This window comes from Streptomyces sp. NBC_01006 (assembly GCF_045162725.1).
GTDB lineage: Bacteria > Actinomycetota > Actinomycetes > Streptomycetales > Streptomycetaceae > Streptomyces.
Window position 1 is genome coordinate 2,047,968 of the sequence record NZ_CP108700.1, and the last position, 21,917, is coordinate 2,069,884.

The following is a 21,917-nucleotide window of genomic DNA, read 5'->3' on the forward strand; positions in this document are numbered from 1 at the left end:
CGCACCAGCTGAGTCAATCGACGAGGAGCTAAGAGATATGAGCACCCTGCAGAGCGTCCCCACCCTGGGGTCGCACCCGACCGCCGGTTCGAACGCGAGCCGCGCCGAGACCCGTGAGCAGCTGGCCAAGGCCACGTACGACCTGCTGGTCATCGGCGGTGGAATCCTGGGCACCTCGGTGGCCTGGCACGCCGCGCAGTCGGGTCTGCGGGTCGCCATGGTGGACGCCGGCGACTTCGCCGGCGCCACCTCCTCCGCCTCCTCCAAGCTCGTCCACGGCGGTCTGCGCTACCTGCAGACCGGCGCGGTCAAGCTGGTCGCCGAGAACCACCACGAGCGCCGGGTGCTGGCCAAGGACGTGGCCCCGCACCTGGTCAACCCGCTCACCTTCTACCTGCCGGTCTACAAGGGCGGACCGGTCGGTGCGGCCAAGCTGGGCGCGGGCGTCTTCGCCTACTCCGCCCTCTCGGCCTTCGGCGACGGCATGGGCAAGGTCATATCCCCGGCCCGTGCCGCCGCCGACAACCCGGGTCTGAAGACGGACAACCTCAAGGCCGTCGCGGTCTACTACGACCACCAGATGAACGACTCCCGCGTCGCCGTCATGACGGTCCGCGCGGCCGTCGAGTCGGGCGCCGTCGTCCTCAACCACGCCGAGGTCACCGGCCTGCGCACGACGCGCGGCCGGGTCACCGGTGCCGAGCTCAAGGACCGCCTCGACGGCACCGAGTTCGGCGTCGACGCGCGCGTCGTGCTCAACGCCACCGGCCCGTGGGTGGACCACCTGCGGCGCATGGAAGACAAGCACTCGATGCCGTCGATCCGCCTCTCCAAGGGCGCGCACATCGTCATGAAGCGCAAGTCGCCGTGGAAGGCCGCCATGGCCACCCCGATCGACAAGTACCGCATCACCTTCGCCCTCCCGTGGGAGGACCAGCTGCTGCTCGGCACCACCGACGAGGTGTACGAGGGCGACCCGGCGGACGTGCGCGCCACCGAGGCCGACATCCAGCAGATCCTGGACGAGGCGGCCTTCTCGGTGAAGGACGCCGACCTGGACCGCTCGCTGATGACGTACGCCTTCGCCGGCCTGCGGGTGCTGCCCGGCGGCCCCGGCGGCGTCGAGAAGGCCAAGCGCGAGACGGTCGTCTCCGAGGGCGCCGGCGGCATGCTGTCGGTGGCCGGCGGCAAGTGGACCACGTACCGGCACATCGGCCGCGTGGTCATGGACAAGCTGGCCAAGCTGCCCGGCAGCCCGCTCACGGACGACATGGAGCCGGTGAAGTCGCTCGTACGCCGGGTGCCGCTGCCCGGTGTCGCCAACCCGAACGCCGTCGCGCACCGCCTGCTCGTGGACCGCGAGCCCGGCACGCGGATGGACCCGCTCACCGCCCGCCACCTGGCCTCGCACTACGGCTCGCTGGCCTTCGACATCGCGCGCCTCGCGAACGAGGACCCGGCGCTGGCCGAGCGGATCCACCCGGACGGCCCGGAGATCTGGGCGCAGGTCGCCTACGCCCGCGACAACGAGTGGGCCGAGACGGTCGACGACGTGCTGCGCCGCCGCACCACGGTGACGGTCCGCGGCCTGGACGACGACTCCGTGCGCGCGCGGGTCGAGGAGATGCTGAGCCGCAAGGCATAGCTCGTACGCAGGTGGGGAAGAGGGGCGGTTCCGAGGGGAACCGCCCCTCTGTCGTGGGCTGTGGCCGGTGTCCCCTCAAGGCTTAGGCTGGCCCACGTACGCAAGGGAACTTCGGAAGGAGACCTGGGTGATCGAGCTTGAGGGCGTGCCCGAGCTGATCGACCCGGTCATGGTGGCCGCGTTCGAGGGCTGGAACGACGCGGGTGACGCGGCCTCCGGTGCGGTCGCGCACCTGGACCGGGAGTGGAAGGGCGAGGTCTTCGCGGCGCTGGACGCCGAGGACTACTACGACTTCCAGGTCAACCGGCCGACGGTGTGGCTGGACAACGGGGTACGGAAGATCACGTGGCCGACGACGAGGCTGTCGGTGGTGCGGATCGGCGGGACGAAGCCGCGCGACCTCGTGCTCGTGCGGGGCATCGAACCGTCCATGCGGTGGCGGTCGTTCTGCAACGAGATCCTGGGCTTCGCGCACGAACTGGGCGTGGAGATGGTCGTGATCCTGGGCGCGCTGCTCGGGGACACCCCGCACACCCGGCCGGTGCCGGTCAGCGGGGTCACCTCGGACGCGGACCTGGCACGGACGATGGACCTGGAGGAGACCAAGTACGAGGGTCCGACGGGGATCGTGGGCATCCTCCAGGAGGCCTGCACCCACGCGGGCGTCCCGGCGGTCTCGCTGTGGGCGGCGGTCCCGCACTACGTCTCCCAGCCGCCGAACCCGAAGGCGACGCTGGCCCTGCTGAACCGGCTGGAGGATCTGATCGACATCCGGATCCCGCTGGGTGAACTCCCGGAGGACGCGCGGGCGTGGCAGCTCGGCGTGGACCAACTGGCCGCGGAGGACAGCGAGGTGGCGGAGTACGTCCAGACACTGGAGGAGGCCCGGGACACCGCGGACCTGCCGGAGGCCTCGGGCGACGCCATCGCCCGGGAGTTCGAGCGGTACCTGCGCCGCCGGGACCCGGCGGCCCCCTCGGCCGAGCCGGGCGACGGCTCGTACCTGCGCGACACGTCGAGCGGCCTGACCCGCCCGCCGAAGCGCAAGCCGGACCCCTCGGGCCCGGGCGAGGAGCCGCCGTCCCCGGACGAGGACGACACGCCTCCCGAGGCGTAGCCGGCCGGCCCGGAACGCGCCGATGCCCCCTGTCCGGAAGGACGGGGGGCATCGGCAGCTCCGGCCGCGGCCGGCTAGAGGGCCACGCCCAGGAGGGCGTCGACCGTGCGCGAGACCAGGCCCGGCGCGGACTCGTCGTCCCCGTCGGAGGCGTTCTGGGCGTCCACCCAGCGGTCCACCGCCGCCAGCGCGGCGGGGGCGTCCAGGTCGTTCGCCAGGGCCTCGCGGACCTCCTCGACGAGGGCGTCCGCCGGCAGGCCGTCCGGGCGGGACACCGCCGCGCGCCAGCGCTCCAGACGGGCCACCGCCTGCTCCAGGACCTCGTCCGTCCACTCCCAGTCGGCCCGGTAGTGGTGCGAGAGCAGCGCGAGGCGGATCGCCGCCGGGTCCACCCCGGCGCGCCGCAGCGCGGAGACGAAGACCAGGTTGCCCTTCGACTTCGACATCTTCTCGCCGTGCAGCGCGACCATCCCCGCGTGCACGTACGCCTTGGCCATCGGGAACTCGCCCGTCAGCACCTGCGCGTGCGAGGCGCCCATCTCGTGGTGCGGGAACACCAGGTCGGAGCCGCCGCCCTGGATGTCGAAGCCCATGCCCAGGTGGTCCAGGGCGATGGCGACGCACTCGATGTGCCAGCCGGGCCGGCCGCGGCCCAGCGAGCCGCCGTCCCAGCTCGGCTCGCCCGGGCGGGCCGCCATCCACAGCATCGGGTCCAGCGGGTTCTTCTTCCCCGGGCGCTCCGGGTCGCCGCCGCGCTCCGCGGACAGCAGCCGCATCGCCTCGGCGTCGAGGTGGGAGACGCTGCCGAAGTTCGCGTCGGACTCCACCGAGAAGTAGATGTCGCCGTCGAGCTCGTAGGCGGCGCCGGCGTCGCGCAGCCGCTCCACCAGCGGCACGATGCCCGGTATGGCCTCGACGGCGCCGATGTAGTGCTGCGGCGGCAGCATCCGCAGGGCGGTCATGTCCTCGCGGAAGAGGGCCGTCTCGCGCTCCGCGAGCTCGGTCCAGTCCTGGCCGTCGCGCAGCGCCCGCTCAAGGAGCGGATCGTCGACGTCCGTCACGTTCTGGACGTAGTGGACCTGCCGCTTGGTGTCGAGCCACACGCGCTGTACGAGGTCGAACGCGTTGTAGGTCGCCGCGTGACCGATGTGGGTCGCGTCGTACGGAGTGATGCCGCAGACGTAGATACGGGCGACGGGACCGGGGGCGAGGGTGATCGTCCCCTGGGTCGCGGTGTCGTGGATCTGGAGGTCGCGGCCCTTGCCAGGAAGGGCGGGGACCTCAGAAGCGGGCCAGGCATGCATGCGTCGAGCCTAACCGGACGCGTGTTCCGAAAACGAACCGGACCTGCACTGTTGGCTTGATCGGCGGTCTTGCGATCCGGCTGGTTCTGTGCCTACTCGGGCTCCGCCCGGCCCGCCCTGCTCAGACCGGCGGCCAGGGGATGGCCGGCCACTGCCCGGACGGCTGCGGGTGCACTCCGGTGCGCAGCAGATCGGCCACGCGGGCCCGTACGGCGGCCAGCTCGACCGGGGTGATCAGTTCGGCCAGCCGGGTGGCGAGCGGCTCCCCGTCGGCCAGCCGGGCGGCGAGGGCGGTGAGCACCTCGCGCGCTTCGTCGGTCAGCGGTTCGCCGGCCCAGCCCCACAGCAGGGTCCGCAGCTTGTCCTCGCGGTGGAAGCTCACCCCGTGGTCGATGCCGTAGAGCCGCCCGTCGGGCGCGGGCAGCAGGTGGCCGCCCTTGCGGTCGCCGTTGTTGATCACGGCGTCGAGCACGGCAAGCCGGCGCAGCCGCGGGTCGTCGGCGTGCACGAGCAGCGCGGTGCGGCCCTCCCCGACGTCGGCGAGGGCGACCGGCTTCCAGCCCTCCCCCGCCTCCTCGCCCTCGACGAGGGCCAGCAGGCCGCTGCCGTCGGACCCGTCGCCGCCGGACTCGTCGCCGCCCGAACCGTCGTCCCTGTCGTCCCCGTCGTCCCCGGGCCCGATCCACAGCTGGACCATGCCCTCGCCGTACGGCCCGTCGCGCAGCACGGTCGGCGGCACCAGGCCCCATCCCGTGGCCTCGGAGACCAGGTAGGCGGCGACCTCGCGCTGCGCCAGGTTCCCGTCCGGGAAGTCCCACAGCGGGCGCTCGCCCTTGACCGGCTTGTACACGCAGTCGGCGCTGCGGCCCCCGTACGCCACCGTGCACAGCAGCACGGCGTTGGACGCCTCGCGGATCCGGCCGACGACCGTGAGCTCGCCCCGGGCGAGCAGCTCCTCAAGTTCCCCCGTGGCGCTCACGCCTGGCGCCGGTACCCGTTCTGGCGCGGGCAGACGTGCCCCTCCGGGTCCAGCGGCAGGCTGCACAGCGGGCACGGCGGCCGGCCCGCGTTGACCACGTCCAGGGCCCGCTTGGCGAAGGCCCGGGCCTGGGCGCCGGTGAGGCGGACCCGCAGCATCGGCGGGCCGTTCTCCTCGTCCTGGAGCAGCCGCTCCTCCGCCTCGGCGAGGTCCTCCTCCGAGTCGGCTTCGAGCTCCACCAGCGCCTGCGCCTCGACGATCATCCGCTGTTCCTCGCCGTCCCAGGCCAGGGCCATGGTGCCGACGCGGAACTCCTCGTCGACCGGGACGTCCAGCGGCGCGGTGTCCGCGGCCTCGGCGGGGGCGACGGCCGGGACCGGCGCATTGCCGCCGGTGCGCCGTACGACCTCGTCCAGCAGCTCGTCCATCCGCTCGGCCAGCGCCGCGACCTGGGTCTTCTCCAGGGAGACACTGGTGACGCGGGGGCCCGATGAGGCCTGCAGGAAGAACGTACGGCGTCCCGGGAGGCCGACCGTGCCCGCCACGAAGCGGTCCGGCGGGTCGTAGAGGTACACCTGACGGGGCACGTCCAGTCTCCAAGTCTCGGTGGCGGGTTGTTTCGGCCCGTCCACCCTACTGCGCCGTTCGATCAGGCCGCGCCCGCGCCGCCTCCGACGACCGCGTTCCCTCCGGTCTCCGCCGCGCTCTCGAACGTGGCGGTGTCCGCGGCCGCGGGGTCCGGCGCGCGCGCCGGGCGCGGGGCGAGCGAGCCGAAGTCCCCGGTGTCGCCGAGCCGGAGCAGGAACGGGCGCGTCGGCGTGTAGCGGACGGCCGTGACCGAGCAGGGGTCCACGTGGATGCGCTGGAAGAGGTCCAGGTGCATGCCCAGGGCGTCCGCGACGAGGGACTTGATGATGTCCCCGTGCGAGCACATCAGGAAGACGGCGTCGCTCCCGTGCTCCTCCTCGATCCGCGCGTTCCACTCCCGTACGGCGTCCACGGCGCGCGCCTGCATGGCGCGCATCGACTCCCCGCCGGGGAAGGCGGCGGCCGAGGGGTGCTGCTGGACGATCTTCATCAGGGGTTCGTCGGAGAGCTCCGAGAGTTTGCGGTTCGACCAGTCCCCGTAGTGGCATTCGCCGATCCGGTCGTCGGTGTGCAGCGCCAGCTCCGGGCGCGCGGCGAGCAGCGGCGCCAGGGTCTCCCGGCAGCGCTGGAGCGGGCTGGTGACCGCGGCGGCGAGCGGCACCGCGGCGAGCCGCGCGGGCAGCGCCGCCGCCTGCTCGGCGCCGCGCTCGTCAAGGGCCACCCCCGGCGTCCATCCGGCGAGCAGCCCTGCGGTGTTGGCGGTGGACCGCCCGTGTCGTACGAGGATCAGCGTGGCCATGCCGCAAGCCTAAGCGGTGGTGCTCGTGTGCGGGCGGGGTGCGGGCAGGGGAGAATGCCGTCCGTGATAGTCGATTGCGCCATGTACCGGGACGGCCGCCGCTCTCCTGCGCCCGAGGACCTCTCGGACGCCCTCGACGAGGCGCGGGCCAGTGGTGACGCCTTCCTCTGGGTCGGCATGTACGAGCCGACGGAGGAGGAGTTCGAGCACGTCAGCCGGGAGTTCCGACTGCACAAGCTGGCGGTGGAGGACGCTCTGACCGCGCACCAGCGCCCCAAGCTGGAGGTGTACGACGACTCGCTGTTCGTCGTCCTCAAGCCGGTCATGTACGACGACGACACCGACACGGTGACCACGGGCGAGCTGATGCTCTTCATCGGCGACTCCTTCGTGGTCACGGTCCGGCACGGCGAGGGGGCCGCGCTGAGCGCCGTGCGCAACCGGCTGGAGCACGAGCCGGAGGTCCTGCGGCACGGTCCGACGGCGGTGCTGTACGCGGTGTCCGACGCTGTGGTCGACCACTACATCGAGGTCGCGGCCGAGCTCCAGGCCGACCTGGAGGAGGTGGAGGCCGACGTCTTCGCCCCGCAGGCAACGGACACCAAGAACACCGCCGCCCGGATCTACGGCTTCAAGCGGCAGGTGCTGGAGTTCCGCAGGGCGACGAGCCCGCTGCTCCAGCCGATGGACCGGCTGGCCTTCGGGAACGTGCCGTTCGTGCACGAGCACGCGCAGCCGTTCTTCCGCGACGTCGCCGACCACCTGACCAAGGCGAGCGAGTACATCGAGGGCCTGGACCGGCTGCTGTCGGACGCTCTGGCCGCGCACCTGGCGCAGATGGGCGTCCGGCAGAACGACGACATGCGCAAGATCTCGGCCTGGGCCGCGATGGCGGCCGTCCCGACGATGGTGGCGGGGATCTACGGCATGAACTTCGACCACATGTGGGAGCTGCGCCAGCCCTGGGGCTATCCGGCGGTGCTCCTGGTGATGGTGGGCGCCTGCCTGGGCCTGCACCGCCTGTTCAAGACCCGCGGCTGGCTGTAGGCGGCGGTGTCCGGCGGAGCGCCTCCTACGCGTACTCGGGGGCGGTCACCGGTACGCCGCCCAGCGCGTCCCGCCGCTCCGGCGGGCGCAGGCTGATCATCCGGTGCCAGCCGGCGAAGCGCTCGTACGCGTACATCCCGCGGATCCCGGCGACCAGCGCAGCGGCCTTGGGCGCGGGCCAGCGCAGCAGTCGGCCCATGTGGTCCATGACGGCGAGGCTCACGTCCCGGTAGATGGAGATCTCGGCGAGGGCGCTCTCGCGCAGCACCCGCTGGATGGCCCGGCCGTGCCCCTCGCGGACGAGGCGGAGCAGCTCCTCGTTGCAGTAGGCGAGGTGGTTGTCCTCGTCGTGGCTGATCATGCGGATGGCCTTGCCGACCTCGGGGTGGTCCCCGAACTGCCGGACGAGCATGACCATCTGGTCGGCGGCGCGCTGCTCGGTGACCCGGCTGTGGGCGAGGTAGACGACGATGTCCTGTTCGGTCAGCGGCTCCTGGCGGCGCAGCTTCTCGTGCGCGAGGCCGATGCCGCGCCGCTCCAGCAGCATGGTGTAGTCGGTCTCGGGCGGCACCGGGACGGGCGGCAGGCCGCGCTTGCGCAGCAGGGCGTTGAAGATCCGGCCGTGCTTGTCCTCGTCGGCGCCGTGCCGGGTGATCTTCGGCGCGAGCTCGCGCATGCCGTCGGGCACGAGCGCCGCGATCCGGCCGTTCTCCCAGCCGCCCTGGGACTCCCCGCTGGCGGCGATCGAGCAGAACAGCTGGAACGAGTCGTCGTTGTCGACGATCTCCTGGAACAAGCTGCGGGCAGAGAGCATGCATCGAGTCAACGGCCGATCCGGGGGCCCGGCAACCGAGGGGTGGCGCCGCTCGGCCGAATGAACGACGTGCCGTGGTGGGGGCGCGGGCGTAACCCGGAGGGTGCCGCCCGCGTTGTGCCTGTGTCGGCCGTGGCGGGGAAGACCCCCGAGCCCCCACCACGGCCGCAGAGGCCTTTCCCGGGCTTACGCCAGGCCGGCGCGCTCCATGGCTTCCGTGCCGGCCCGCAGGGCGGTGATCCGCTCGTCCAGGGTGAAACCGGCCGGGGCGAGCGTGAGGGTGGTGACCCCGGCCTCGGCGTAGGCGCGCATCCCGTCCGCGATCCGCTCGACGGAGCCGAGCAGGGTGGTCGAGTCGATCAGCGAGTGCGGGACGGCCGCGGCCGCGGCCGTCTTGTCGCCCGCCAGGTACTTGTCCTGGATCTCGGCGGCTTCCTTCTCGTAGCCCATGCGCTGGGCGAGCTGGTTGTAGAAGTTCTGCTTCCGGCTGCCCATGCCGCCGACGTACAGGGCGGTGTACGGACGGAACATGTCGGCGAGGGCGGTCACGTCCTCGCCGACGGCCAGCGGGACCGTCGGGCAGACGTCGAAGCCCTCCATGGTCAGTCCGGCCTTCTCGCGGCCCGCCCGGATGTGGGTGAGCGCGGTGGCCTCCAGGTGCTCGGCGGCCGGGAAGATGAGCAGGGCGCCGTCGGCGATCTCGCCGGTCTGCTCCAGGTTCTTGGGCCCGATGGCGGCGATGTAGAGCGGGATGTGCTCGCGCTCCGGATGCACGGTGAGCTTGATCGGCTTGCCGGGGCCGCCGGGCAGCGGGAGGGTCCAGTGCTCGCCCTCGTAGCTGAGGCGCTCGCGGCTCATCGCCTTGCGGACGATCTCCACGTACTCGCGGGTGCGGGCGAGCGGCTTGTCGAACTTGACGCCGTACCAGCCCTCGGAGACCTGGGGCCCGGAGACGCCGAGGCCGAGCCGGAAGCGGCCCTTGGTGAGCGAGTCGAGGGTGGCGGCCGTCATGGCGGTCATCGCGGGCTGGCGGGCCGGGATCTGGAGGATCGCGGAGCCGACGTCGATGCGCTCGGTCTGGGCGGCGACCCAGGCGAGCACGGTCGGGGCGTCGGAGCCGTAGGCCTCCGCGGCCCAGCAGACGTCATAGCCGAGGCGGTCCGCCTCCTGGGCCACGGCGAGGTTGTCGGCGTCCATGCCAGCGCCCCAGTAGCCGAGATTGATGCCGAGCCGCATGTGTCGTCCCCTTACGGTGTTGCCGGTTTACCGATCAGTAACGTACGTCTGCGGGGGACTGTAGCGCGCCAGGGCTCCGTGCGTCAGTGCCCCAGTAGTCTCAGCGGTCATGGAGCAGAGGCATCTCGGCCGCACCGGACTGCGCGTGTCCCGGATCGGCCTCGGCACCCTGACCTGGGGCCGTTCCGCGGAGGGCCCGGACGAGTCGGGCGCTGCCGAGCAGTTGAAGACGTTCTGGGAGGCGGGCGGGACGCTCGTCGACACCGCCGACGTGTACGGGGGCGGTGAGGCGGAGTACCTGCTGGGGCAGTTGATCGACGGGCTCGTCCCGCGCCGGGACCTGGTGATCGCGACGAAGTCGGGCTCGGTCCGGGCCGCAGACCGCCGGGTCGACGGCTCGCGCGGCCACCTCCTCGCCGCGCTGGACGATTCGCTGGCCCGACTCGGAACGGACCACGTCGACCTGTGGCAGGTCCACGCGTTCGACCCGGCGACCCCGCTGGAGGAGACCCTCCAGGCCCTGGACCTGGCGGTGAGCAGCGGCCGGGCCCGGTACGCGGGGGTGGCGGGCTTCTCCGGCTGGCAGCTCGCGAAGGCCGCGACGTGGCAGCTGGCCACGCCGGGGGTGCGGACGCGGCTGGCGTCGGCGCAGATGGAGTACTCGCTGCTCCAGCGGGGCGTGGAGCGCGAGGTCCTGCCGGCGGCGCTGGACCTGGGCGTCGGGCTGCTCCCCTCCTCTCCCCTGGGGCGGGGGGTGCTGACGGGGAAGTACCGGGACGGCATCCCGGCGGATTCGCGGGGTGCGTCGCCGACGATGGAGGGCTTCGTGGAGCCGTACCTGGACGATACGGCGGGCGGCATCGTGGACGCGGTGGCGACGGCGGCCCAGGGGCTGGCCGTGACCCCGCTCCAGGTGGCCCTGGCCTGGATCCGGGACCGGCCGGGGGTGGTCGCGCCGATCGTGGGCGCGCGGACGTCCGCGCAGCTCAGCGAGGCGTTGTCGGTGGAGCCCCTTACTCTTCCGGAGGAGATCTGCCGGGCGCTGGACGATGTGTCGGCGCCCGTGCACCGCTACCCCGACCACGACTGGAGCACGCTGTGAGCACGGACCGCCAAGCCGCGCAAGCCGCTTCCGCGGCCCCCCCGCCCACCCCCGACACGGACCCGGCGCAGCCGCAGCCGCCCACCGCCGCGGAACCGGCGGAGCAGGGAGCCGCCGCCGCGGAACCGGCGGAGCAGCAGCCGCAGGCCGCCGAAGGCGGGGCCCGCTCCGGCGAAGCCGAGGGGACGGAGGCCGCGGAGCCGGTGGAGCCGGGGGCCGCCGGAGGCGGGCAGGCTCGCTCCGGCGGAGCCGGGAGCGGGGGGCCGGGGGCGGAGCCCCCGGTTTCGGGAAGGGGCGGGGTGGGGGAAAGCCCCGCAGGGACGAGCACCACCGACCGGCCCACGGACCCCGATGCGGCCGCACCCGGCGGGCCGGAGGCCGAGGACGACACGGCGCAGGAGCCGGCGGCGGAGGCCGCGGACGACGCACCCGGCGCGCAGGAGGCTGCGGAGCCGACGGCCTCGACCGGCTCCGAGGAGCCCGCGCAGCCCGCGCTCAGCGAGGCCGCCGCCGAACTGGCCGCGCAGAAGGTGGAGCGGGAGCGGATCGCCCGCCGCAAGGCGGAGCGGCAGGGGCCCGTCGACGCCGGAGCCAAGCTCAGCGGGAAGGCCGCCGATCTGCTGGCCGCCGTACGGGCCGTGGAGAGCGGGGACAAGCCCTCCCCTGTGTACTTCGACGAGGCCCCCACCGCCCCCCGCAGGGCCCCGGAGGCTCCCGCAACCCCCCGCCCCGTCCGGCCCGCCGCCCCGGCCCCGACCGCCGCCGGCATCGACGGCGTGCGCGCCGTGCTCGCCCGCGGCGCAGCCCCCGAGGCGCTGGCAGTCCCGGCCGCCACCGCCCTCGGCGAGGACGCCGCCGAGCAGCTCGCCCACGACCCCTGGCGGCTCCTCGCCGTCGCCGGCGTCCGCCCCACCCAGGCCGACGGCTTCGCCCGGGCCCTGCTCGGCCCCGACGCCGGTCCCGGCGACGAGCGGCGCGCCGCCGCCCTCGTGGGCTGGCTGCTGGACCAGGCCGCGCTCAAGGGGCACACGGCCCTGGAAGCCCCCACCCTCGAAGCCGCCCTGTCCCAGTACGGCGTCCCGGACCCAGCCGAGTCCCTGGAACAGGCCATCGGCGAGGGCACGGTCCTGGTGTTCCAGGAGCCGCTGGGCCCGCCCGTGGCCGAAGGCGAGGAGCAGCCCGTCCGCGTGCTCGTCGGCCTGGAGGGCTACGCGCTGGCCGAGGAGAGCCTGGCCGACGGCCTGGCCCGGCTGGCCAACACCTTCGACGACCCGGCGGACTGGGAGAAGGCCGCCACCGGCCCCGGCGCCGAGCTGATCCGCGCCGTCTCCGGCCACGGCCTGGTCACCCACACCGGCGGCGAGGCGGCCCGCGCCGAACCGCTGGCCCTGCTGGCGGTGGCCCGCGACCAGGGCCTGCGCGTATGCCTGGCCGCGCACACCCCGGCGCACGGCGCCGTCACCGCCCGGGACCTGCTCTCCGGCGCCGCCGGGCCCGGCCGGGACGCCGACGGGCAGTTCGCCGTGGACCTGCTCGTGGTCCTCGACGCCCCGCAGCTGGACGTGGAGACCGCCGCCGCGCTCGTCGAGTCCGTCCCCGACGGGGCCCGCCTGGTGCTCTCCGGGGACCCCGGGGTACTCGGATCCGCCGGGCCCGGCCGGGTGTTCGGCGATGTCCTGGCGGCCCGGGCCTGCCCACAGCTGGTCTCCCGCACCCCCGACCCGGGCCCGATCGGCGAACTCGTCTCGGGCATCGGCGTCGGCGAGCTGAACCAGGTCGACGCCCCCGGCAAGGAGGTCGTCATCGTCCCGGTGCGCGACGCCGGGGAGGCCGTCCACCGTGCCGTGCAGCTGGTGGCCGAGTCCGTACCGCGCGCCTTCGGGATCCCGGCGGACGCGGTCCAGGTCATCACCCCGGGCCACGGCGGCCCTGCGGGCACGAGGGCGCTGAACGCGGCCCTCAAGGAGCGGCTGAACCCCGGCCCCGGCCGGTTCGGCGGCTTCGACCCCGGCGACCGCGTCGTGCACGTGCCCTCGCCCGGGCGGGCCGTACCGGCCCGGGTCGTGTCGGCCGACGCGCAGGGGCTGCACCTGGACGCCGCCGGTGGGCGGATCGTCGTACCGAAGGAGCAGGTGGAGTCGCAGGTGCGGCACGGCTGGGCGGTGACGGCGCACCAGGCCGTCGGCGCGCGCTGGCCGGCCGTGGTCGTCGTCCTGCCTGGAGACGCGGCGCAGGCCCTGTCCCGGGACTGGGTCTACACGGCGTTCGGGCGGGCGGAGCGCCACCTGTCCGTGGTGCACGGCGTAGACCAGGGGCTGCCGCGCGCGGTCGCCGAGGTACTGCCGAAGCCGCGTACGACCCGGCTGACCGGCCTGCTGCGGGCCCTCGTGGCGGCGGCGCAGGACCAGCCGGAGTGACGCCTCGGTGACCCGCACGCACCGCGGCCCCCGCCCTTCGGGACGGGGGCCGCGGTGTCGTGTGCGCGGACCGGATCAGGCCGGGGTCAGACCGGGCCGCGCCGCCTGGCCGCCCGCGACCTCTTCTTCCTCGTCCTCCTCGAAGTCGTCGGCCTCCTCGTCGAAGACGGAGCTGACGTCGAAGCGGTGCAGTACGTCCTGCGGATCGGTGTGCCCGAAGGGCGAGCCCAGCCACTCCCCCGGTTCCGCCACCTCCTCCGAGGCCGCGATCCAGAGAGTGGAGTCCCCCTCCTCCAGGCCGAACTCCTTGTAACGGGAGGCGATCTCGTCGGGCTCGTACTCCCCGAAGAGCACGCCCAGCGCACCCGCCGTGCCGCCGTCGAAGGCGAGCTCGGCCTCCCGGTCGTGCGCGGCGACGCGCTCGGCCTGGGCGATCAGCCGCGGCGGTTCGACGACGGCGTAGTCACGGCGGATGAGCACGCTGAAGGCGGCGGGCTCGGCGGGGCCGGTGTACGGGACGCCGTCCTCGGGCGTGGGGATCTCGAACGGGGTGACCTCGTCGTACCGGTCGTAGAGGAGCTCGTCGTACTCCTCGGCGGCGGCGGCGAGTTCGTTGAAGGCGGCGTAGACGGCCGGGTCCTCGTCCCCGATCCTGCTCTCGACCGCGGCGAGGTGACGGTCGAGGGCGGCCTTGACCGCCTCGGCGGCGGCGCGTACCTCGGCAACACTGGGCAGAGCGGCATCAGACATAGTGCAGACGCTATCCGTAGCAGGGCTCTGCCCGCACAATAGATGCGATGCCGGAATACGAATTTGTCGACGTGTACGTGCCCCGCGGTGTGCCCCGCAAGGAGGCGACCCGCCTGCTCACCGATCATGCCGAGTACGGGAACTGGGAACTCGACCGCCTCACGCTGCTCCGGGACGGCAGTCGTCGGGTACGGCTGCGCCGGAGGATCATCCGTCAGGTCCGCGCCACGTGGTGACACGGGACGGGTGACGCGGGCGCGGGCCCCGGATCGGGACCCGCGCCGTACGGCCGCCGTTCTCAGGCCGCGCTGCGAGCGCGCCGGTAGAGCACGGCGCCGGCCAGCAGCGTGCCGGCGGCGAGCGGAAGGCCCACACCGAGGACGTCTCCGGCGCCGGTGGCGGCGAGCCCGGCCTGCTGGGCCGGAGCGATCCCCTGGCCGGGGTGGGTGACGGGAGTGACACCGCCCGTGCCGGGCCCGGTGGGCCCACCGGGAAGCCCAGGCGTACCCGGAGTGCCGGGCTGACCGGGGGTTCCGGGGTTACCGGGCTGACCGGGCGTGCCGGGGTTGCCGGGCGTTTCCGGGTTACCGGGAGTGCCGGGGTGGCCAGGAGTACCGGGGTTGCCGGGCGTACCCGGAGTACCGGGGTTGCCCGGGTTGCCGGGAGTGCCGGGGTTGCCGGGCGTACCCGGGTTGCCGGGCGTACCCGGGTTGCCGGGCGTACCCGGGTTGCCGGGCGTACCCGGGTTGCCGGGAGTGCCCGGGTTGCCGGGGTACCCGGGGTGGCCCGGGTGGTGCGGTTCGTCCTCGTCGCACGGCTCGTCCGGCTCCTCGGGCTCGCCCGGGTTGCCCGGATGGCCGGGAGTGCCCGGGTGCCCCGGGTGGTTCGGCGTGGCCGAGTCGTTGGAACACCGGTTCCCGAAGGCCGGGTTGAGCAGCCCCACCACCGAGACGGTGTTGCCGCAGACGTTCACCGGAGCATCCACGGGTACGTGGTCGGAGTTCCCGGACGCCACGCCCGGAGAGTTCAGGGCATGGCCGGACGTGCCGGAGTCCGCGTGTGCGTAACCCCCACCCAGCGCGAGCACACCCCCCGCCGCCGCCATGGTGATCAGGGTCTTCCTGGTGACCGCTGCCGGTCGTCGCATGTGTTTGTCCCCCTGCGGTGTAAGAACAGCCGGGCCTTGAAAGCCCGGCGGCCCCGGAGCGCTGGAATGCGCTCCGGGGCCCAGGACTTCAGAAGCGTCAGGCGTTGACGCAGGTGTTGCCGAAAGCCGGGTTCAGCAGGCCGATCACGTTGACCGTGTTACCGCAGACGTTCACGGGAACGTGGACGGGGACCTGGACGACGTTCCCGGACAGGACGCCCGGGGAGCCGATGGCCGCACCCTGCGCACCCGCGTCGGCGGCGGCGATGCCCGCACCCGCGAGAACCAGACCACCGGTGGCAGCCGCAGCGGCGACAACCTTCTTAAGCATGAGTTCCTCCTAGTTGGCAATGCGGTCCCAGCCGCGGACCGCACCACCTGTAACGAGGAGGCGTCACCAGGGCTACGAGCGTATGAGTGCATTCACTCTTCCCAGTGAGAAACGCACACCTTCCCGATTCTCAGCAGTTGTCGATGAATCGGTCCAGCACGCGCACGCCGAACTTCAACCCGTCGACCGGTACCCGCTCGTCCACTCCATGGAACATCCCGGCGAAGTCCAGCTCCGGCGGCAGCTGCAACGGGGCGAAGCCGAAGCAGCGGATGCCGAGGTCGTCGAAGGACTTCGCGTCCGTACCGCCGGAGAGCATGTACGGGACCGCGCGCGCGATCGGGTCCTCGGCCTTGAGGGCGCCCTGCATGGCGTCGACGAGCTTCCCGTCGAAGTCCGTCTCCAGGGCCCTGTCCCCGTGCACGTCCTCGCGCTTCACGCGCGGCCCGAGGATCCGGTCGAGGTCGGCGAAGAACTCGTCCTCGTAGCCGGGCAGGAAGCGGCCGTCGACGTGCGCGGTGGCCTGGCCGGGAATGACGTTGACCTTGTAACCGGCGCCGAGCATGGTCGGGGCGGCCGAGTTCCGCAGGGTCGCGCCGACCATCTTGGCGATGCCGCCGAGCTTGGCCAGGGTCGCGTCCATGTCGTCCGGGTCGAGGGGGGTGCCGAGCGCGTCCGAGAGCTCGTCCAGGAAGCTCCGTACGGTCTTGGTGACCCTCACCGGCCACTGGTGGCGGCCGAGCCGGCCCACGGCCTCGCACAGCTCCGTGATGGCATTGTCGTTGTTCGTCATCGAGCCGTGGCCCGCGGTGCCCTCCACCGTGAGCCGCATCCAGTGCATGCCCTTCTGGGCGGTCTCCACCAGGTACAGCCGCAGGTTCTCGTTGACGGTGAACGAGAAGCCGCCGACCTCGCCGATCGCCTCGGTGACCCCGTCGAAGAGCCCGGGGTGCTTGTCCACGAGGTGCCGGGCGCCGAACACGCCGCCCGCCTCCTCGTCGGCGAGGAAGGCCAGCACGATGTCCCGCGGGGGCTTGCGGCCGCTGCGCAGCCGGTCGCGTACGACGGCCAGCGTCATCGCGTCCATGTCCTTCATGTCGACGGCGCCGCGGCCCCACACGCAGCCGTCGGCGATCTCGCCCGAGAAGGGGTCGTACGTCCAGTCGGCGGCGTTGGCCGGGACCACGTCGGTGTGCCCGTGGATCAGCAGCGCCGGCCGCGACGGGTCCTCCCCCTCGATGCGCGCGACTGTCGAGGCGCGCCCCTTGTGGGACTCGAAGATCTGCGGCTCCAGCCCGACCTCCGCGAGCTTCTCCGCGACCCACTCGGCCGCCTTGCGCTCCCCGGGACCGGAGTGGTCCCCGTAGTTGCTGGTGTCGATCCGGATGAGGTCCCGGCAGAGGTCGACGACCTCGTCCTCGCCGGAGACGGTCCTGCCCGCGCTCGACTCGCTCACGCTGCTTCCTCCCACTGATCGGTACCGACTGCCTCCCCATCCTCCCGCTTCACCCGGCTCTCCCCAAGGGCGATCCCCGGCCGCCGGGGGGTGTGATCGAGGACCCCGGAATGTTTGGTAATGTTTTCCACGTCGGAACGGCCCGCGAGGGACGCGAGACAGACACCTTGTCCGGGTGGCGGAATGGCAGACGCGCTAGCTTGAGGTGCTAGTGCCCTTTATCGGGCGTGGGGGTTCAAGTCCCCCCTCGGACACAGAGCGAGAACCCCACTTCGGTGGGGTTTTCGGCGTTTTGGGCTCTTTCCGCCTCGGGCTACCCTGAAGGCGTGATCGAGAACCTGCCGCCGTGCCCGAAATGCTCCTGCGAGTACACCTACGAGATGAACGCCCTCGTGGTGTGCCCCGAGTGCGGCCACGAATGGGTTCCCGCCGAGGGCGGTGCACAGGCCGCGGAGGCTTCCGGGGAGAAGGTCGTCAAGGACGCGGTGGGCAACGTGCTCAGCGACGGCGACAGCGTGACCGTGGTCAAGGCGCTCAAGGTCAAGGGCAGCCCGTCCGGGATCAAGGCGGGCACGAAGGTGCGCAACATCCGGCTCATCGACGGCGTGGACGGCCACGACATCGACTGCAGGATCGAGGGCTTCGGTGCCATGCAGCTGAAGTCCAGCGTGGTCAAGAAGGCCTGATCCACGGCCTCAGGACAACGCGAAGGACCCCGCCCGAGGGCGGGGTCCTTCTTCGTTCGCCGCGCGGCCCGGCAGCCGTCAGCGGTTCGCGGCGATCTCCGCCACGCGGCGGCGGACCAGGAACCAGCCGCCGACGAGCGCGGCCCCGATGACGGGGACGCACAGGACGGTGGTGCGGCCGACGCCGCCGTCGCACCACATCAGGACCAGCACGGCGAGCAGGAACACCAGCGTGACGATCTGCGTGTACGGGGCCCAGGGCAGGCGGTAGGACGGGCGCTCCAGGCTGCCCTCCTGCGCACGGCGCCAGAAGAACAGCGAGCAGATCATGACCATGCCCCAGGTGCCGAGGATGCCCAGCGAGGCGAAGTTCAGGACGAGCTCGAAGGCGTCCTTCGGCATCAGGTAGTTCAGACCGACGCCCGCGAGGCCGAAGGCGGCCGTGAAGAGCACACCGCCGTAGGGGACCTTGCCCTTGTTCATGCGGGCGGTGAACTTCGGCGCGGAGCCGGACATGGCCATCGAGCGCAGGATGCGGCCGGTGGAGTAGAGCCCGGAGTTCAGGCTGGAGAGCGCGGCGGTCAGGACGACCAGGTTCATGACGCCGGCGGCGCCGGGGACGCCCAGCTTGTCGAAGACGGTGACGAAGGGACTCTGGTCGGAGGAGTACGAGGTGTACGGGAGCAGCAGCGCGAGCAGGATCACCGAACCGACGTAGAAGAGGCCGACGCGCCACATGATCGAGTTGATCGCCTTCGGCATGATCTTCTCGGGGTTCTCGGTCTCACCGGCGGCGACTCCGCACAGCTCGACGGAGGCGTACGCGAAGACCACGCCCTGGAGCAGCAGGAGCATCGGGAGCATGCCGGACGGGAAGATGCCGCCGTTGTCGGTGATCGAGGACAGGCCCGGGGTGTGGCCGTCGATCGGGTGGCTGGTGGCGACCAGGTAGATGCCGACGAGCAGGAAGACGCCCAGGGCGGCGACCTTGACGAGGGAGAACCAGAACTCCATCTCGCCGAAGTACTTCACCGAGATCAGGTTCGCGGTGAGGACCACGGCGAGGGCGATCAGGGCCAGGATCCACTGGGGGACGCTGGTGAACATGGACCAGAAGTGGGCGTAGGTCGCGGCGGCGGTGATGTCGGCCACGGTGGTCGTGGACCAGTTCAGGAAGTACAGCCAGCCGGCCGTGTAGGCGCCCTTCTCCCCCATGAACTCGCGCGCGTACGAGACGAACGCGCCGGAGGAGGGCCGGTAGAGCACGAGCTCGCCGAGGGCCCGGACGACGAAGAAGGCGAAGATGCCGCACACCGCGTAGGCGATCGCGAGGGAGGGGCCCGCGTTGGCGAGCCGGCCGCCGGCGCCGAGGAACAGGCCGGTGCCTATCGCCCCGCCGATCGCGATCATGTTGATGTGGCGGGACTTGAGGTCCTTGCTGTAGCCCTCGTCACCGGCGTCGACGTGGCGGGAGGACGCCGGGGCGGGGGCCTCGGTCAAGGTGCGGTCACTCATGTAGGACTTCGCCTTCGTGGGTGGGACGGCAGGCCCGGACCGCCGTGCAGGGGAGCTGGGTGGTGTCACCTGTGCGGGGTTCCGGTGGTTTTTGTCGCCCCAGGAGACCATGACCCCCGGCTATGGCCAAAACCCGGCCTCCCCACGCGGAAGCCCCCGGCGACCATGGAAACGGGCGCCGGGGGCTTCATACGAGGTGGAAAGCGAGGCGGAGCGGGTCTTTCGCGGGGGTCGGCCGCCGAGGTCGGCCGCCGGGGGCCGGAGGTCGGCCGCCGGGGTCAGTCGCGGGGGTCGGCCTCCGCCGCCTGGTCGAGGCGGAAGGCCTCGTTCCCGAGGCCGATGCGGGCGTGCACCTCGGGGCGGCGGCTGCGCAGGACGGCCCCGTACAGCAGCCCGCCCACGACGGCGGCGCCGATGATCCCGGGCAGGAGCCAGCTGAGCGCGGAGCCCTTCTCGGCCCCGACCAGGACGTCGAAGTCCTTCACCGTGTAGACGGCGATGCCGAGCAGGGCGATCCCGGCGGCGCCGGCCGCGACGAGCCGCCAGATCTGGGCGCCGGCGGTGCCGCGGCGGACGAAGAAGGCGATGACGGCGAAGGAGGCGGCTGCCATGAGGAGGGTCACGCCGAGGGCGCCGACGTTGCCCATCCAGGTGAACAGGTGCAGGACGGGGGTGGTGGGGTCCCCGGCCGGCTTGTCGTCGGTGACGGCGAAGGCGAGGACGACGAGGGTGGAGATGACGGTCTGGAGGAGCGAGCCGGTGGCGGGGGCGCCGGTGCCGGCATTGGTCCGGCCGAAGGCGGCCGGGAGCAGGCCCTCGCGGCCCATGGCGAAGGCGTAGCGGGCCACCACGTTGTGGAAGCTGAGCATGGCGGCGAACATGCCGGTCACGAAGAGGACGTGCAGGACGTCGGTGAAGGTGGTGCCCAGGCGGCTCTCGGTGAGCTGGAAGAGCAGGCCGGGACCGGCTTCCGCGGAGGTCTTGACGACCTCGGAGGGGCCGGTGGCCACGGTGAGGGCCCAGGCGCTGAACGCGAAGAAGAGGGCGACGAAGCCGACGGCCAGGAACATCACGCGGGAGACGACGATGTGGGGCTTGCTCGTCTCCTCCGCGTACACCGGGGACTGCTCGAAGCCGACGAAGGCGGCGATGCAGAAGCAGAGGGCCGTGCCGAGGCCGGGTCCGCTCAGGGTCTCGGGGTTGAACGCCTGGAGCGAGATGCCTCCGGCGCCGGGCTTGCCGAGCGCCGCGATGTCGAAGACGACGACGAGGACGACCTCGATGAGGAGGAGGACGCCGAGGACCTTGGCGTTGAGGTCGATCTTGAGCCAGCCGAGCGCGCCGGTGAGGGCGACGGCCGCCAGGGCCGGTATCCACCAGGCGAGCTCGGTGTGGAGGTAGGTGGCGAAGAGGTTGGAGATCTCGAAGCCGAGGATGCCGTAGACGCCGACCTGCATGGCGCTGTACGCGACGAGGGCGACGAGCGAGGCGCCGGCGCCCGCGGTGGGGCCGAGGCCGCGGGCGATGTACGCGTAGAAGGCGCCGGCGTTGTGGACGTGCCGGCTCATCTCGGCGTAGCCGATGCTGAAGAGCGCGAGCACGACGCCGAGGATCACGAACAGCAGGGGCTGGCCGACGATGCCCATGACGCCGAAGGTGGTGGGCATCACGCCGGCGACCACCATGAGCGGCGCGCTGGCGGCGAGTACGGAGAGCAGCAGTCCGGCGGTGCCGAGGCGGTCGGCGCGCAGAGCGCGGTCCTGGCCCTTGTAGGTGCGGATCTCGGGCGCGGTGCTGAGCGTGGTGGATCTGCCCGTCGCCATGGCGGGGTGTCCTTTCGGGGAAGGTCGGGGGAAGGTCGTACGGAGCGGAGCGGGGGGTGCTGTGCGGCCCCGCCGCGTCAGGCCGTGCCGAGCGCGGCGCTGCGGGCGGCGAGGAAGGCCTTGTGCGGGTCGAGGTCGGGATAGGACCAGGGGGCGGGCGTGGCGTGGCTGCCGATGCGGTGGAAGAGGGCGGCGGCCTCGGCGGGGCGGCCCTCGCAGAGCTTGGCGTGGGCCAGGAAGTTGAGGTCGACCCGGTTGCGGGGGTGGTCCTCGCGCTCCCACTCCAGCCACCAGTCGAAGGCGGAGCGCAGGACCTGGCGGGCGCGGCGGCTCGACCAGTGGTCGGCGGCCCCGTCGGGGGTGCGGCCCTGGGTGGCGGCGAGCACCCGGTAGCGCTCGGCGTGGGCGATGACCGGGAGGACCGCGAGCGGGGAGTCGGCCGGGGACTCCTCGGCGGCCCAGGCGGCGAAGTCGTAGACCTCGTGGAGCGGGTCGTGGCCGGTGGCGGGGGTGTGTTCGGCCAGCTTGGCGACCATCAGGTGGTGGGCGTGGTGGTGCTCGCGGTGGCGGACCCGGACCTGGTCGAAGTGGCGGCTGAACTCCTCCTCGCTGCCGAAGGCCCGGGTGAGCATGAGCAGTCCCAGCCAGGGGGTGGGGTCGGCGGGGAGCAGGGCGGCGGCCCGGCGGCAGGCCTCCTCGGCGGCCTCGGGCGTGCCTTTGCGGCGCAGGGCGGTGAAGACGGCGGCGCAGGCGAGGAGGGTGGCGGCGTCGGGGCTCTCGGGTTCGGCGAGCAGCCATTCGCGGGCCCAGGCGGTGGCGGCCGGGGTCTCGGCGAGGACGACGAGGCGGTGGCCGCGGCGGTCCCAGTCGTCGCCGGTGGCGACGAGGAGGGAGCGGGCCTTGGCCCAGCGGCCCTGGGTGAACTGGGCGCGTACGTCGACCAGTTCGGTGTCGCACAGGGCCGGGTCGAAGAGCTGGGCGTCCCGCTTGCGGGCGCGGCCGAGGGGCGGCGGAGGCGGGGACATCCGCGGGATTCCCTCCAGAAACACGGGCGCGGGCGGACTATATGACTGGATGATCACGCACAGCAAAGCGGTAGGCACAGCTCCGCGTCAAGGTCCAGTCCACTGCGTGGCGCGTTTCAACTGGTATGGACATGAC

At 72.6% G+C, this 21,917-nt stretch carries 20 protein-coding genes and 1 tRNA gene; 8 read left to right on the plus strand and 13 right to left on the minus strand.

What is annotated here, in order from left to right; all coding sequences use genetic code 11:
- Positions 1–37 precede the first annotated feature (37 nt).
- Together OG509_RS09270 and OG509_RS09275 are read left to right on the plus strand one after the other, a co-directional pair.
- The gene (locus OG509_RS09270; RefSeq protein WP_406181606.1) at positions 38–1,645 is read left to right on the plus strand and encodes an FAD-dependent oxidoreductase; all 1,608 of its coding nucleotides are present in this window, start codon (positions 38–40) and stop codon (positions 1,643–1,645) included.
- Between the two features lie 127 nt (positions 1,646–1,772).
- Positions 1,773–2,762, plus strand: a complete 990-nt coding sequence (locus tag OG509_RS09275; protein ID WP_406181608.1) for a PAC2 family protein — start codon at positions 1,773–1,775, stop codon at positions 2,760–2,762.
- Positions 2,763–2,836: 74 nt separating this feature from the next.
- Here OG509_RS09275 and mshC read toward each other — a convergent pair whose 3' ends face one another.
- From mshC to OG509_RS09295, 4 genes are all read right to left on the minus strand, one after another.
- Complete coding sequence (gene mshC, locus OG509_RS09280; RefSeq protein ID WP_406181610.1) at positions 2,837–4,066, minus strand: cysteine--1-D-myo-inosityl 2-amino-2-deoxy-alpha-D-glucopyranoside ligase; 1,230 nt, start codon at positions 4,064–4,066, stop codon at positions 2,837–2,839.
- A gap of 121 nt (positions 4,067–4,187) precedes the next feature.
- Positions 4,188–5,078 carry an SCO1664 family protein gene (locus OG509_RS09285; protein WP_406187511.1) on the minus strand — a complete coding sequence of 297 codons (891 nt, stop codon included), beginning with the start codon at positions 5,076–5,078 and terminating at the stop codon, positions 4,188–4,190.
- Positions 5,042–5,632 carry a DUF3090 domain-containing protein gene (locus tag OG509_RS09290; RefSeq protein ID WP_385588476.1) on the minus strand — a complete coding sequence of 197 codons (591 nt, stop codon included), beginning with the start codon at positions 5,630–5,632 and terminating at the stop codon, positions 5,042–5,044. Before OG509_RS09290 ends, OG509_RS09285 begins: the two co-directional genes overlap by 37 nt.
- Before the next feature lie 62 nt (positions 5,633–5,694).
- Entirely contained in the window at positions 5,695–6,432 is a 738-nt protein-coding gene (locus tag OG509_RS09295) for a histidine phosphatase family protein (protein WP_406181612.1), read from the minus strand.
- A 54-nt stretch (positions 6,433–6,486) separates the two neighbouring features.
- On the opposite strand from OG509_RS09295, the gene OG509_RS09300 reads away from it, so the two are divergent.
- Positions 6,487–7,479 carry a magnesium and cobalt transport protein CorA gene (locus OG509_RS09300; RefSeq protein ID WP_406181614.1) on the plus strand — a complete coding sequence of 331 codons (993 nt, stop codon included), beginning with the start codon at positions 6,487–6,489 and terminating at the stop codon, positions 7,477–7,479.
- A gap of 25 nt (positions 7,480–7,504) precedes the next feature.
- Here the strand turns inward: OG509_RS09300 and OG509_RS09305 are convergent, their stop codons facing one another.
- Together OG509_RS09305 and OG509_RS09310 are read right to left on the minus strand one after the other, a co-directional pair.
- Positions 7,505–8,293: a ferritin-like domain-containing protein gene (locus OG509_RS09305; protein WP_406181616.1), complete on the minus strand. Its 789-nt coding sequence runs from the start codon at positions 8,291–8,293 to the stop codon at positions 7,505–7,507.
- A gap of 186 nt (positions 8,294–8,479) precedes the next feature.
- Complete coding sequence (locus tag OG509_RS09310; RefSeq protein ID WP_385588487.1) at positions 8,480–9,529, minus strand: LLM class F420-dependent oxidoreductase; 1,050 nt, start codon at positions 9,527–9,529, stop codon at positions 8,480–8,482.
- Between the two features lie 109 nt (positions 9,530–9,638).
- On the opposite strand from OG509_RS09310, the gene OG509_RS09315 reads away from it, so the two are divergent.
- The gene (locus tag OG509_RS09315; protein WP_406181618.1) at positions 9,639–10,631 is read left to right on the plus strand and encodes an aldo/keto reductase; all 993 of its coding nucleotides are present in this window, start codon (positions 9,639–9,641) and stop codon (positions 10,629–10,631) included.
- Positions 10,628–13,048, plus strand: a complete 2,421-nt coding sequence (locus tag OG509_RS09320) for a helix-hairpin-helix domain-containing protein (RefSeq protein WP_406181620.1) — start codon at positions 10,628–10,630, stop codon at positions 13,046–13,048. The genes OG509_RS09315 and OG509_RS09320 overlap by 4 nt, the downstream gene beginning before the upstream one ends.
- 75 nt (positions 13,049–13,123) lie before the next feature.
- Here the strand turns inward: OG509_RS09320 and OG509_RS09325 are convergent, their stop codons facing one another.
- The gene (locus tag OG509_RS09325) at positions 13,124–13,798 is read right to left on the minus strand and encodes a hypothetical protein (protein ID WP_406181622.1); all 675 of its coding nucleotides are present in this window, start codon (positions 13,796–13,798) and stop codon (positions 13,124–13,126) included.
- Positions 13,799–13,845: 47 nt separating this feature from the next.
- Between OG509_RS09325 and OG509_RS09330 the strand changes: the two genes are divergently transcribed.
- Positions 13,846–14,034 (plus strand): DUF5703 family protein, encoded by a 189-nt coding sequence (locus OG509_RS09330; protein WP_030163089.1) that lies wholly within the window; start codon positions 13,846–13,848, stop codon positions 14,032–14,034.
- Positions 14,035–14,096: 62 nt separating this feature from the next.
- On the opposite strand, the gene OG509_RS09335 is transcribed toward OG509_RS09330, so the two are convergent.
- The 3 genes from OG509_RS09335 to OG509_RS09345 form a co-directional block, all read right to left on the minus strand.
- Positions 14,097–14,945: a chaplin family protein gene (locus OG509_RS09335; protein WP_406181625.1), complete on the minus strand. Its 849-nt coding sequence runs from the start codon at positions 14,943–14,945 to the stop codon at positions 14,097–14,099.
- A gap of 97 nt (positions 14,946–15,042) precedes the next feature.
- The gene (chpH, locus tag OG509_RS09340) at positions 15,043–15,276 is read right to left on the minus strand and encodes a chaplin ChpH (protein WP_030163084.1); all 234 of its coding nucleotides are present in this window, start codon (positions 15,274–15,276) and stop codon (positions 15,043–15,045) included.
- Between the two features lie 130 nt (positions 15,277–15,406).
- Positions 15,407–16,732 (minus strand): M20/M25/M40 family metallo-hydrolase, encoded by a 1,326-nt coding sequence (locus OG509_RS09345; RefSeq protein WP_385589013.1) that lies wholly within the window; start codon positions 16,730–16,732, stop codon positions 15,407–15,409.
- 169 nt (positions 16,733–16,901) lie between these two features.
- Here OG509_RS09345 and OG509_RS09350 point away from each other — a divergent pair.
- Positions 16,902–16,986 (plus strand) — tRNA-Leu (locus tag OG509_RS09350).
- Between the two features lie 72 nt (positions 16,987–17,058).
- Positions 17,059–17,418: a zinc ribbon domain-containing protein YjdM gene (locus OG509_RS09355; RefSeq protein WP_406181628.1), complete on the plus strand. Its 360-nt coding sequence runs from the start codon at positions 17,059–17,061 to the stop codon at positions 17,416–17,418.
- Positions 17,419–17,496: 78 nt separating this feature from the next.
- Here the strand turns inward: OG509_RS09355 and OG509_RS09360 are convergent, their stop codons facing one another.
- The 3 genes from OG509_RS09360 to OG509_RS09370 form a co-directional block, all read right to left on the minus strand.
- Positions 17,497–18,933: an amino acid permease gene (locus OG509_RS09360; protein ID WP_385589016.1), complete on the minus strand. Its 1,437-nt coding sequence runs from the start codon at positions 18,931–18,933 to the stop codon at positions 17,497–17,499.
- A 278-nt stretch (positions 18,934–19,211) separates the two neighbouring features.
- A complete protein-coding gene (locus OG509_RS09365) occupies positions 19,212–20,756 on the minus strand; it encodes an APC family permease (protein ID WP_406181630.1) in 1,545 nt (514 codons plus the stop codon).
- Between the two features lie 77 nt (positions 20,757–20,833).
- On the minus strand, positions 20,834–21,781 hold the full coding sequence (locus OG509_RS09370) for a hypothetical protein (RefSeq protein WP_406181632.1): 948 nt from the start codon (positions 21,779–21,781) through the stop codon (positions 20,834–20,836).
- Between the last annotated feature and the right edge of the window lie 136 nt (positions 21,782–21,917).